The organism is Proteus hauseri (genome assembly GCF_040139125.1).
Lineage (GTDB): Bacteria > Pseudomonadota > Gammaproteobacteria > Enterobacterales > Enterobacteriaceae > Proteus > Proteus hauseri_B.
Genome location: NZ_JBEEUB010000004.1, coordinates 157,250 through 170,989 on the forward strand (window position 1 = coordinate 157,250; position 13,740 = coordinate 170,989).

General features: G+C 37.6%; 9 protein-coding genes. 5 read left to right on the forward strand and 4 right to left on the reverse strand.

Annotation, left to right across the window (positions count from 1 at the left end; genetic code table 11):
* Positions 1–295: 295 nt before the first annotated feature.
* From ABN099_RS08850 to ydiJ, 3 genes are all read right to left on the reverse strand, one after another.
* On the reverse strand, positions 296–916 hold the full coding sequence (locus tag ABN099_RS08850) for a hypothetical protein (protein WP_349463309.1): 621 nt from the start codon (positions 914–916) through the stop codon (positions 296–298).
* 164 nt (positions 917–1,080) lie between these two features.
* A complete protein-coding gene (locus tag ABN099_RS08855; protein WP_349463310.1) occupies positions 1,081–1,494 on the reverse strand; it encodes a hotdog fold thioesterase in 414 nt (137 codons plus the stop codon).
* Entirely contained in the window at positions 1,491–4,547 is a 3,057-nt protein-coding gene (gene ydiJ / locus ABN099_RS08860) for a D-2-hydroxyglutarate dehydrogenase YdiJ (protein WP_349463311.1), read from the reverse strand. Before ydiJ ends, ABN099_RS08855 begins: the two co-directional genes overlap by 4 nt.
* Before the next feature lie 218 nt (positions 4,548–4,765).
* Here ydiJ and ydiK point away from each other — a divergent pair, with 218 nt between their 5' ends.
* Entirely contained in the window at positions 4,766–5,878 is a 1,113-nt protein-coding gene (gene ydiK / locus ABN099_RS08865) for an AI-2E family transporter YdiK (RefSeq protein ID WP_349463312.1), read from the forward strand.
* A 439-nt stretch (positions 5,879–6,317) separates the two neighbouring features.
* On the opposite strand, the gene ppsA is transcribed toward ydiK, so the two are convergent.
* Complete coding sequence (gene ppsA / locus ABN099_RS08870; RefSeq protein ID WP_349463314.1) at positions 6,318–8,696, reverse strand: phosphoenolpyruvate synthase; 2,379 nt, start codon at positions 8,694–8,696, stop codon at positions 6,318–6,320.
* A 220-nt stretch (positions 8,697–8,916) separates the two neighbouring features.
* On the opposite strand from ppsA, the gene ppsR reads away from it, so the two are divergent.
* The 4 genes from ppsR (at position 8,917) to ABN099_RS08890 (ending at position 13,726) form a co-directional block, all read left to right on the forward strand.
* Positions 8,917–9,783 carry a posphoenolpyruvate synthetase regulatory kinase/phosphorylase PpsR gene (gene ppsR / locus ABN099_RS08875; RefSeq protein WP_349463315.1) on the forward strand — a complete coding sequence of 289 codons (867 nt, stop codon included), beginning with the start codon at positions 8,917–8,919 and terminating at the stop codon, positions 9,781–9,783.
* Between the two features lie 120 nt (positions 9,784–9,903).
* Positions 9,904–10,953, forward strand: coding sequence for a 3-deoxy-7-phosphoheptulonate synthase (locus ABN099_RS08880; protein ID WP_349463316.1), 1,050 nt, complete (start codon positions 9,904–9,906; stop codon positions 10,951–10,953).
* 329 nt (positions 10,954–11,282) lie between these two features.
* Positions 11,283–11,465, forward strand: a complete 183-nt coding sequence (gene hemP, locus ABN099_RS08885) for a hemin uptake protein HemP (RefSeq protein WP_349463318.1) — start codon at positions 11,283–11,285, stop codon at positions 11,463–11,465.
* A 74-nt stretch (positions 11,466–11,539) separates the two neighbouring features.
* A complete protein-coding gene (locus ABN099_RS08890; protein WP_349463319.1) occupies positions 11,540–13,726 on the forward strand; it encodes a TonB-dependent receptor domain-containing protein in 2,187 nt (728 codons plus the stop codon).
* Positions 13,727–13,740: the final 14 nt, after the last annotated feature.

Consider the following 13,740-nt stretch of genomic DNA (forward strand, 5'->3'; position numbering starts at 1 on the left):
TTTTGTTCTATTTTTGAGTCAGCCAAGTTACGAGTAATAGCTAACTAACTGTAATATATCACTTTGATATTTTTCATTTCAAAAATAAAATTTGGAATTATCTTTTTATTTCGCACAATACGCATAAAAGTTGCAATGTAAATACACCTTATATGTTTATCATTGGAATGTAGAGAAAAAAGCATAAAAAGGAGCATTTAAAAATCGTTTTATCTTCTCTTTATGCTTCTAATTTGATGGATAAGATATCATCACCGTTGTGATTATCTCTTATTGGATTGTGTGCTCTCTCAACTTATTTTTCGATAGTAATTGAAGCAATATATCCACTTGTACATTCAAGTTGTTGGCGATATTTATTACGATTTGATTGGCTATTTACATCACCAATAAATTGTAGCTGCCATACACGATTGTTTTTCGTATCAGAGATTAATACACCTTCATAACTGACATTCTCTTGTGCCATCTTGCCTTCAAAAAGAACATGGCGACCTTGAAACCCTGAAATATCTAATGGCTTTATCGATGTGAAAATTTCTTTCATTCCATCCAATAGTGCAATGTTATCAACAATCCCTTGTGCACCAGAATCTATATCGTAAGTCATTATCTTATTCATTTTAAAATAAACCAGACGAACCTCTGCCAAATTACAAATAGGCTCTGATTTATATACCAACATTTCAGTTGTCACATCTTGGACATAATCAGGTAATATTTGAAAGTAGTGTTCAGTATCTTTTCTACTCATTGAAAATGAGGTTGGGTAATGGATATTAAATCCTGACATTAATTGAACAGGATAATGACTTATTTTTTTACGCTCACTGGTTGTAGAATTATCATCACAAGCACTCAATAATAAACTAGCAATTAGTATGATTGCTGTTTTAAATTTTGAAATAGTTAACATTATTTATTTTCTTAAATTTCCATAGTGGAGACATCGTGAAGATAATGATTATCATTAAAAAACATTTAAATAAAGCGTTATTTATTATCTTCTATTCACTTTTTTTATAATAAAAAACGCACAAAGATAATTATATTCTTTGTGCGTTAATAATTAATTCGCGCTTAAGCAATAACCGATGTAGTTAGTCTTGAAATACAAACTTGGCGGTCTGCATCATCAAAAATCTCTATTGACCAAACTTGGTGTGAACGACCTAAATGAATGGGTTTACAAATCGCTCTAACCTTGCCTTCTCTTACAGCACGAATATGGTTAGCGTTAATTTCTAAACCGACTATCTTTTGTTCACCTTCTGTACAGAGATAACCCGCAACAGAACCCAATGTCTCAGCTAATACAACCGAAGCGCCACCATGCAATAACCCTAAAGGCTGCTTAGTACGATGGTCAACAGGCATAGTTCCTTCAAGATAATCGTCACCAAGGCAAGTTAGTTCAATACCAAGATGACTCATCATATTATTTTGACCAATTTGGTTAAGCTGCTCTAGCGTTACTTCTCGTTTCCATATCATGGTATAATCTCCAAAAGCGCCTGTAAGGGGTGTTTTAGCATAATATTATCAATACGTTTTACTTGACTACGACAAGAGTATCCCGTACTTAAACAGCGTGTTGCTGGCAATGTTTTTAAGGCAACTCCCCATGAAAGCTGATAAATACCCAGCGAGTTTTCATAGTTATTGAGCTCATGGCCATAAGTACCTGCCATTCCACAACAGCCAGTACTCACAAATTCAAGTGGTTGCCCATAGCGCTGGAAAACGGCCTGCCACTGTTTCATACTTTGTGGTAGTGCGGTAACTTCAGTGCAGTGCCCAAAAAGATACCATTTTTCAACATCATCGCGAACATCAATCGGTTCACTGACTAATTTACTTAGCCATTCATGAACCAGTTGGACATTAAAATCACCCCGTTTATCACCCAATATTTCACGATATTCATCGCGATAACAGAGCACTAATGCAGGATCAACCCCCACCATTGGAATGCCTAATTTAGCAACTCGATTAAGCATAGTGGCGGTTTTTTGTGCTGTTTTACTAAACTGCTGTAAAAACCCCTTAATATGTTGTGCTTTACCATTAGGCGAAAATGGCAACAATACGGGTTTAAAACCAATTTTTTCAATAAGTTTAATAAAATCAGCAACAACTTTTGCATCGTAATAACTCGTAAACGGATCTTGCACCACCAGCACATGGTGACTACGTTGCTTATCAGATAAACGTTCTAGATCTTCTAACGTCATATCTAATGCTTTATGACCGGCTAATTGCTGTTTTAATGTTGGCGTCGAAAGCAAGGGTAAATCTACCATACCTATCGTATGTTTACTTACTTTTTGCACCAAAGGCTGTTTCATAAAAAAGTTAAAAAATGCAGGTGCTTTTGCCATTAACGGCGTTGTTAACTCAACATTAGCGACAATATGGTCTTTTAATGGGCGTAAATAGCGCTGATGATAAAGCTCTGTAAACTTAGAACGAAATGCAGGAACATCAATTTTAATCGGACATTGAGTCGAACAGGCTTTACATGCCAAACAGCCATTCATTGCGGATTTAACTTCATGAGAGAAGTCATATTCACCGCGTTTTGCTTTCCATGTATTACGGGTTTTCTCAATCAATCCACGTAAGCTTGGTTTGTTATTTGCAAAACTCGATTCAAGTTGCTTAGGACTGACACCCTGTTCTGTTAGTAAACGTAACCATTCTCTGACTAATGCGGCTCGTCCTTTGGGTGAATGGATGCGTTGACCACTTATTTTCATTGATGGACACATTGGGCTTTTAGCATCAAAATTAAAGCATAAACCATTACCATTACACTCTAGTGCACCACGAAAATCTTGACGTACAGATAACGCAATAGTGCGATCAAAAGTACCCCGTTTAATGGTATCAACTTGTTTCATTGGTTCATCGTTATCCAACGGTGGACAAATTTTACCTGGGTTCAGTCGATTTCGAGGATCGAACACCGTTTTTATTTGGCGAAGCTCATGAAAAAGCGTTTCACCAAAAAACTCTGGGCTATATTGCGCTCTAAAGCCTTTTCCATGTTCTCCCCATAATAATCCACCATATTTTGCAGTTAAGGCAACGATGTCATCAGAAATCGATTTCATTAACAACTCTTGTTGTGGATCGCACATATCTAACGCTGGGCGAACATGCAAAACACCCGCATCAACATGACCAAACATGCCATAATTAAGCTGATGGCTATCGAGTAATGCTCTAAATTCCGTTATATAGTCAGCCAAATTTTCTGGTGGCACACAGGTATCTTCTACAAAAGGGATCGGTTTTGCTTGCCCTTTTGCATTTCCTAATAAGCCAACGGCTTTTTTGCGCATACCATAAATACGATTGATTTCATCTAAGTTATCACAAACTTGGTAACCTATTACGCCACCTTGTTCATCATTCATCAATGCATCTAAGCGCTGGCAGAGTGACGTAATTTGCGAGGCAACTAAGACGTCATCATCACCTGCAAACTCAACTATATTAAGCCCCTGCATATCTTTATCAGGCACATCTGTTATTAACTCTTTTACTGAATGCCAGACGATATCTTCTCGCGCTAGGTTTAAAACTTTAGAGTCCACGGTTTCAACAGAAAGTGCATTGGCTTTTACAAGAAACGGTGCGTTACGCAGTGCTGAATCAAACGAGTCATATTTTACATTGACTAAACTACGTTGCTTAGGAATAGGTGTAATATCGAGTGTTGCCTCAGTAATAAATGCTAGCGTTCCTTCTGAACCAGTTAAAATTCGTGTTAAATCAAAACGCTTCATGTCATCACTAAACACATGGCGCAAATCGTAACCTGTTAAAAACCGGTTTAATTTAGGAAATTTATCTAAAATAAGTTTCCGCTGCGCTTTACAACGAGACAACACGGTTTGGTAAATCTTACCAATAGCAGAGCTTTCTTGTGCAAGATTTTCCGCTAATGCAGTATCCATAGCACGCGTTTCAAGTAATTCACCCCCTAATAATACGGCTCTAACACCTAAAACATGATCTGAGGTTTTACCATACACCATTGAGCCTTGCCCTGATGCGTCAGTGTTAATCATGCCACCCAGTGTTGCGCGATTACTCGTCGAAAGCTCAGGTGCAAAAAAGAAACCATAGGGTTTTAAGAAGAGGTTTAGCTCATCTTTTATCACACCAGCTTCTACTTTGACCCAGCGCTCTTGTGGGTTGATATCAATAATACGTTTCATATGGCGAGATAAATCCACCACAATACCGTCAGTTAATGCCTGCCCATTAGTGCCAGTACCACCACCTCTTGGTGTAAGAGAAAGTGAATGAAAACGTGGTTCATCGACTAAACGCGCTATAATAGTGACATCAGCTGTTGAACGGGGAAAAACGACTGCCTGTGGTAGTAGCTGATAAATACTATTATCTGTCGCCATGGTGAGTCTGTCTGCATAAGTGCTAGAGATATCACCGGTGAATCCGTTTTGTCGGAGTGTTTCTAAAAATTCAGTTGTGAGTTCGCTTACTTGCGGTGCTTGCGATATACGTGGGATCATTTGTTATAGCTCTTTAATCTAATTGTCCACATTGCTTAATATTAAATCATCTCAAGGTAGGTCTAAAAATACGTATGCCTCTTTTTGTACTTTCAGATCGATACCTATTCACCTTATCATACAATTCTGGCAAATTGCGTAGTGATATAAACAACATGATATTTGCCATGTTTATTCATCTGCTCTTAGCATTTTTATTCGTGTAGGGATTTAAAATCATGGAAAAACCGCAGATCCATACAGATATACCCAAAATTTTATTCACTGTTCTTTTTATATCTTTCTTTATTATCGCCAGCTTTTGGATCTTAAATCCATTTATTGTCGGCTTTATTTGGGCAGGAATGATTGTCGTTGCCACCTGGCCTTTACTGATTATTTTAGAAAAAAAAGTAAAGTATCGTTGGTTATCAACCATGATAATGATGATCCTCATCTTGCTGGTTTTCGTCATTCCTATTGTGTTGCTAATCAGTAGTGTTATTGATAATAGCGCACCACTGATTGAGCTTGCCAAATCACCATCAGATATCCAACCACCTCAATTGCTCTGGTTAAATGATATTCCGATGATTGGTGAGAAACTTTATAATACTTGGCACTCTATTTTGGTTTCAGGGGGAAATGCCCTTATTGCCAAAATACAGCCTTATATTGGTCAAGCGGCTAACTGGTTTTTTGCTCAAGCATTGAATATTGGTCGTTTTGCACTTCATTTAGCCATTATGTTGCTGTTTTCTGGTTTACTGTTCTTACAAGGTGAGAACGTTGTTAGTTGGTTACGTCATTTTGCTGTACGTTTGGCAGGACAACGTGGTGATGCGGCAATTGTATTAGCGTCAATGTCTATTCGCGCTGTAGCACTTGGTGTGGTATTAACCGCATTAATTCAAGCCATTGTTGGTGGAATTGGTCTTGCGGTTTCAGGTGTGCCTTATGCTACCGTATTAACCGTTATTATGTTTATCTGCTGCTTGGCACAAATTGGTCCTCTATTAGTGCTTATTCCGTCTGTATTGTGGTTATTCTGGACTGGCGATACAACCTGGGGTGTCGTAATGGTTATTTGGGGTGGCACTGTTGCCACTATGGATGGCGTATTACGACCTTATCTAATAAAAATGGGTGCAGATTTACCCATGGTACTTATTCTAACTGGGGTTATTGGTGGGATTTTAACTTTAGGTATGATTGGTTTATTTATTGGTCCCGTGGTTCTTGCTGTTGGTCATAGTTTATTAAATGCATGGATTAATGAAGTACCAAAACCTAATCCTGATTTATCAGAGACCGTAGAGTTTATGAATAAAAACTTTATTGAAAAAGATTAATATAATAATAGTGTATGTAAGGGTTGATACTTACATACACTATATATATTAGGTTAAACTTTAATAAAGATTATCAATTTAAGAGTAATTTATTTATTAAAACTTACATTTTGAAACATTTTTTATTTTTTAAACCTGTTTGTTACCAGCAGGTTATATTCAATTTTAAATATAATAATAATCTTTTTATTGAGATAATTCTTAGAGCATAATTAACGCATTTCTCTTAATATAAATATCAACGAAACAAATGTTTCATCGAATTAATGATTTCGCCTATTATATTAATAGATTTAAAGGCGAGATTAAAGAATATAAAATATTGCTGTGTGTAGTCTTTGCCTGTCAGCCCATGATAGGCTTTTTTTTTGCCTGCGATTTATTATTGTATAAAAAAAGCTCACATTATTTTGTGAGCTTTTTATTATTAACAATCGTATTAATTCTCTTGTGCTAATTTCACCCAAGTTTTAATTACAGTATCGGGATTCAGAGATAAACTATCAATTCCCTCTTCCATTAGCCACTGTGCAAAATCTTCATGATCAGAAGGTCCTTGACCACAAATACCAACATATTTGCCATTACGCTTAGCTGATTGGATTGCCATAGATAATAATGCTTTTACTGCATCATTACGCTCATCAAACAATGAAGAAACAACACCAGAGTCACGGTCAAGACCAAGCGTAAGTTGCGTCATATCATTAGAGCCAATAGAGAAACCATCAAAATGTGCTAAGAATTGATCTGCCAATAAAGCATTTGATGGTATCTCACACATCATAATGACTTTTAAGCCATTCTCACCACGTTTTAAGCCATTAGCTGCTAATTCATTAACGACCTCTTCTGCTTGACGCACAGTACGTACAAACGGGATCATCACTTCAACGTTATCTAATCCCATATCATTACGTACACGTTTCACCGCTTCACACTCTAAAGCAAAGCAACTGCGGAAATCATCAGAGACATAGCGTCCTGCACCACGGAAGCCTAACATTGGGTTCTCTTCATCCGGCTCGTAACGAGAACCACCAACTAAGTTGGCATATTCGTTAGATTTAAAATCAGATAAACGAACAATAACGCGTTTAGGCCAAAATGCAGCAGCAAGTGTAGCAATTCCTTCCGTTAATTTACTAATGTAGTACTCAACAGGAGATTCATAACCTGCCATCATCTCATTGATTTCAGCTTTTAGTGCTTCGGTTTGATCTTCGTATTCCAATAAAGCACGAGGATGCACGCCAATCATACGGTTGATAATAAATTCTAAACGAGCAAGACCGACACCATCATTTGGTAATCCAGCAAAATCAAATGCACGATCAGGATTACCGACGTTCATCATGATTTTCAGGTCTAAATCTGGCATGTTATCGATTGCGGAGCTCTGAATAGAAAAATCCAGTTTACCATCATAAACAAATCCAGTATCACCTTCAGCACAAGAAACAGTAACCACTTGCCCTTCTGTAATACACTCTGTTGCATCACCACAACCTACAACAGCAGGAATACCTAACTCACGCGCAATAATCGCTGCGTGACACGTTCTACCACCACGGTTGGTCACAATCGCAGAGGCTTTTTTCATGATAGGTTCCCAATCTGGGTCTGTCATGTCAGTCACTAGCACATCACCCGCTTCGATTCTGTCCATTTCATTCAGATTATGAATGACTTTTACAGTACCACTACCAATACGGTGACCAATTGCACGACCTTCAATAATAACGGAACCTGTATCATTGAGCTGATAGCGTTCCATCACTTGTTGATTAGAACGTACTGTTTCTGGACGAGCTTGAACAATGTATAAACGCCCATTGTGTCCATCTTTTGCCCACTCAATATCCATTGGGCGACCATAATGACGTTCAATCAATACCGCTTGTTTAGCTAGCTCTTGAATTTCATCATCAGTCAAAGAGAAACGATTGCGTAGTGACTCTGGCACATCTTCAATTCGTACTTGTTTACCATGCTCAACGCTGTCTGCGTAAACCATACGGATCTTTTTAGAGCCTAGATTGCGACGAACAATCGATGGACGTCCTTTTTCTAAGGTTGGTTTATGTACATAAAACTCATCAGGGTTAACGGCTCCCTGAACAACCATCTCACCTAAACCATAAGCTGATGTAATAAAGACAACTTGATCAAAACCTGATTCAGTATCAATAGTAAACATGACACCTGAAGAGGATAAATCAGAACGCACCATGCGCTGAACACCCGCAGAAAGTGCAACACCGCGATGATCGTAACCTTGGTGAACACGATAAGAGATTGCACGATCATTAAATAATGATGCAAATACGTGTTTAATCGCGACTAAAATAGCATCAATACCTTGAACGTTTAAAAACGTCTCTTGTTGACCAGCAAAAGAAGCATCTGGCATATCTTCTGCTGTTGCAGATGAACGCACAGCGAATGACGCCGCTAATTCACCTTCACTTAAGGTTTGATAAGCATCACGAATATCTTTTTCAAACTGAGGCGTAAAAGGAGTGTCAATAACCCACTGGCGGATTTGACTACCTGCTTGTGCCAGTTGGTTAACGTCATCAACGTTAACGGTATCGAGTAATTCATAGATACGTTGATTAATACCACTCTGTTCCAGAAAATCATTAAACGCTTGCGCTGTGGTAGCAAACCCATTAGGAACAGAAACACCCAGTTCCGCTAGATTTGTGATCATTTCACCGAGGGAAGCATTTTTCCCACCAACACGATCAACGTCATTCATACCCAATTGGTTATACCAAAGCACATTGCACGGGGTGAGGCTATTGCTGGACATTGAGAACAATCCTTTTTTAAACAATTATGAGAGAGAGAGAAAAAAAGAAAAACCCGCTGCCAAAACGACAACATAAATAAGCGTATCACAATGTTATAGGGAATATAGAAAGGTGAATCGATCAACCAGAAAACTTTATTTTTTTATCCTTTATAATCACTAAAAATGCTATAGATAATGTTGTTTGATTTGCTAATTCAGCTAAAAGAAGGTGAGAGTCATGATATTAAGCTTGAATTCCATTAATTGCGATAATAATGAACCTATTGATAGAACAGTCTTTTTTATCTCTGATGGCACCGCGATAACTGCCGAAGTTTTAGGACACGCTGTACTCTCTCAATTTCCATTAAAAATGAAAAGTTATACATTACCTTTTGTATCTACTGTTGAAAGAGCAGAAGAAATAAAACAGAAAATCACCGAAATTTATAAAAAGAGCGGTGCGAAACCTCTGGTGTTTTATTCCATTATTAGTCCAGAAGTGAAGCAAATAATAAATAGCAGCGAAGGTTTTTGCCAAGATATAGTTCAATCTCTTGTCACACCGCTTGAAAAAGAAATAGGCATCCAAGCATCACCCAAGTTAAATAAAACACATGGGCTAACTGAAAAGAATCTCAGTAAATATGATGCACGCATTGCAGCCATTGAATATACCCTATCTCATGATGATGGCATCTCCTTGCGCAATCTCGATCAAGCGCAAGTTATCTTAATTGGTGTCTCGCGCTGTGGAAAAACACCCACCAGCTTATATTTAGCGATGCAATTTGGGATCCAAGCTGCCAACTACCCGTTTACCGCTGATGATATGGATTTTTTAAAATTGCCTACTGAATTAAAAGAGTATCAACATAAATTATTTGGTTTAACTATTGCACCAGAACGTCTTGCTGCTATTCGTAGTGAACGTCGAGAAAACAGTCGTTATGCTTCAATTCGTCAATGTCGAATCGAGTTAGCCGAAGTAGAAGCACTATTTAGAAAAAACAATATTCCTTATCTCAACACAACAAACTACTCGGTTGAAGAAATATCAACCAAGGTAATTGATTCAATGGGATTAGCCAGAAGAATGTTCTAATCTCAATCCATGCTTTTTTATTAACTATTCACGGATAACCTTGTTGAAATTAGCTGAATTTCGTTTATTGTGATCTTAATCACTGGGTAGGTGTACCCTGTATTTTTATTGAGATAAATTATGTTAAAAACAGACGAATTACGGACAAAGGCTTTAGACAGTCTGGTGACACCGGAAACTTTATCTAAAGAGTTTCCTATCTCTGAAGAGATTATCAACAATATCACGTCTGCCCGTAAACGAATTGAAGCTATTCTCACTGGTGAAGATAAACGACTTTTAGTTATTATTGGTCCTTGTTCTATACATGACCCTAAAGCCGCCAAAGAGTACGCAACCAAGCTTAATCAACAAAAAGATCGTTTTCATGACCGTTTAGAAATCGTCATGAGAACCTATTTTGAAAAGCCACGAACCGTTATTGGTTGGAAGGGTTTAATTTCAGATCCCTATCTTGATCACTCCTGTAATGTAAACGAAGGCATTCGTATTGCTCGTAAGTTACTTATTGAAATCAATGCGCTTGGGCTGCCAACAGCCACTGAGTTTCTTGATATGGTAACGGGTCAGTATATTGCTGATTTAATCAGTTGGGGGGCAATTGGCGCAAGAACCACTGAAAGCCAAGTTCATCGTGAAATGGCATCTGCACTCTCTTGTCCTGTTGGTTTTAAAAATGGCACTGATGGCAATACACGTATCGCTATTGATGCTATTCGTGCGGCTCGGGTTGGTCATACCTTTTTATCACCAGATAAAAACGGTCAAATGACCATTTACCAAACCAGTGGTAATCCGTATGGTCATATCATTATGCGTGGAGGTAAAAAACCTAACTATCATGCAAGTGATATTGCTGACGCTGTTGATGCACTTAAACAACTTGATCTACCAGAACATCTCATTGTCGATTTTAGCCATGGTAACTGCGAAAAAATTCATCGTCGCCAGCTAGAAGTTGCTCGTAATATTGGTCAGCAAATCATCGATGGTTCTCAAGCTATTGTGGGTGTAATGGCAGAAAGCTTTTTACAAGAAGGCTCACAAAAAGTCACGCAGGATAAATCATTAGTTTATGGTCAATCAATTACTGATCCATGCCTAAGCTGGGATGATACTGAGCAATTGTTAGAACTGCTAGCTCAGGCTGTTGATAACCGTTTTAAATAACTTTGGGTAACGTCTATCGTTATCATACAAAGTTATCATTCACTTATCGCACTTATGTAAATTTAAAGGAGAGCTTGGCTCTCCTTTTTACGATCTGATGTCAGATTATAAAAAGACACTAATGATACAAATAGATTATTGATTGGCGCTCTCTCTTTTCTCAACAAAGCATCCTCAAAAAAAAATTGCTGCAATTTTCATCGGATATAACTTAATCACTCATAATATGACTTAAATTTACCTGTTTCAGTTAAAAAAAGCTTGTCTAAACACATTCATTAACGATAATGATTATCATAATAATAACCCTTATCATTTTTAATTGCGTAATGGATAAAAAAACCAATAGTTCAAATAGTTCCTTATTGAAACGGGAAAACAGTTCTTCAGTTATTCAAACTATCAATAGTTCTGAGTTACTGGATGAAAATGGCGTGGTTTATATTCAACACAATGGAGAGTTATATCAATTACGCCAAACAAAAGCAGGAAAACTCATTCTAACCAAATAGTTTTTTAACAATAAATCGCAAGCCACCTACCTTTAGGCAGCCAGCTAAATAACTTCCATATACAAGGAATTTTTATGGATATTTATGGTATGTGCATGCTGAAAAAACAGTTCAAATATACAAACATAGCAGCCGCTCTTTGTCTGTTATATACCCCTATTGCCTTTGCACAACTTGAAAATAGTGGCACGGAAACGCTCACTGTTATTGCTACAACAAATACAACTCCTGATTTTCATTCAACAATTGATACCACCACAGCCAGCGCACAGACCGCTGCTACAACAGGTGAAATGCTAAAAGAAGTCGCTGGCGTAACACTGTCAGGTACCGGAGTGACAAATGGCGCCAATCTCCTTATGCGAGGCTATGATCAGAAAGGTGTAAGAATCATTGTTGATGGTATTCAACAATCAACTGAAAACACCATAAATAATCTAGGTGGATTATTTATTGATCCTGCACTAATTCGTCGCGTTGATGTTAAACATGGTTCATCAGCCGTATTACATGGTGAAGGCGCTATGGGAGGTGTGGTTTCATTTCAAACCCTAGAACCTCGATCACTTCTTACTGAAGATAAAAACCTCAGCGCTAAATTATTTACTTCAGTTTCTTCTGCCGATAGACACTTCACTTATGGTGGCATTATTGCTGGTAGATATAATATTGTAGAAGCACTAATCGCTTATAGCCAACACCAGCGGGGTCCTATTCGTCTTGCTGATGGCGAAATAATGGATAATCACGAATACGTTAAAAATTACTTTGCTAAAGCACATTTATATCCAACAGAGAGCCAAACCTTTATTTTATCTGCTCGCCATTACGATAATCGAGGTGAACAACGCGAAGTATTACATCGTATGGGGGGATATGGTAAAAATGAAAGTAACCAAGTATCGCGTGATACACAGCAAAAGAATTATGCCCTCACTCATCATTATGCACCAGAAGCGAATTCATGGTTGGATTTAACAACTCATCTCTACTATTCACAATTTGATATAAACCAAACATTTTTAACCGATACTTCATTAAGTTCATACCAATTAAAAAATAAGAACCAGGGTAAAATAGGCAGCTATGAAGCTCGTACACAAACAACTTACGGTCTGAAATTAGAAAACCACGCCAAGACTCACTATTTCGCACTTATCAATCATTCATTTATTTTGGGTTCTGAAGTTTATCGCCAAAAAATGTTATCGAATGAACAAGCTAAAAACTTTCCTTTAGCGCAAATGGATTATGCTGCGAGTTGGTTACAAAACACATTTAGTACACCATTACTCCCTCTCTCATTAACAGCGGGTATTCGTTATCACTATTATCAAAATAATCCTCATGAAGAACTCAATACCTTTTTTAATAAATTTGAGAACAGTAAATTAATTGCAACAAAGCATAAAGCGAGTTACCAAGGCACATCAGAGAATGTAAAACTAACCTTTACACCAACGCATTGGTTGCAACTCTATACCTCATATTCAACGGCATTTAGAGCGCCAACTCTTAGTGAAATGTTTAACGATTCTCTGCACTTCAAAATGCGATTGCCCTTGTTGGGTACAACATCAGCCCACTGGGTTCCTAATCCTAATTTAAAACCAGAAAAAAATCGTACTTGGGAATATGGTGGTCAACTTGCATTCTCAAACTTACTGACCAAGCAAGATAAGTTATCAATAAATGCCGTTTATTTTGACACGGAATCAAAAGATTACATCACTTATGGTCCTTGGCAGGATAAATCCATTGGGGGCGTGCTTAACTTACAAGCTTTCAATATTCCTAAAGCATTAATTGACGGTATCGATATTGGTTTACGCTATACCCATCCTTATTTTTCAATGGGCTTAAGCTATAACCGCACTAAAACTCTTGAGTTAACAACGAACGAAACTATCTCACCTGTGCGACCTGAAATACTCACAACCTTTGTTTCTATTCCTGTTATCAAAACACCATTTTCATTAGGTTGGTCAGGGCAATTTGCAAGTGCGACCGCTAATAAAGGAACTCATAAAGGTCGCGCTCCTCATGTTAAAGGAAAAAATACAAACCGAATGCAAGAGTTGATCCAGCAATATCCCGGTTATGGTATTCACGATTTTTCAATCAGTTATCAATCGCAAGAAAACAAAGATATCCAGGCTGCTTTAGTACTCGCTAATGCCTTTAATTATGAGTATTTCTCAGCAATGGGTGTGCCACAAGAAGGACGGAATATAAAAATGTCCGTTAGCTATCGCTGGTAGACAAAGAGCAATGA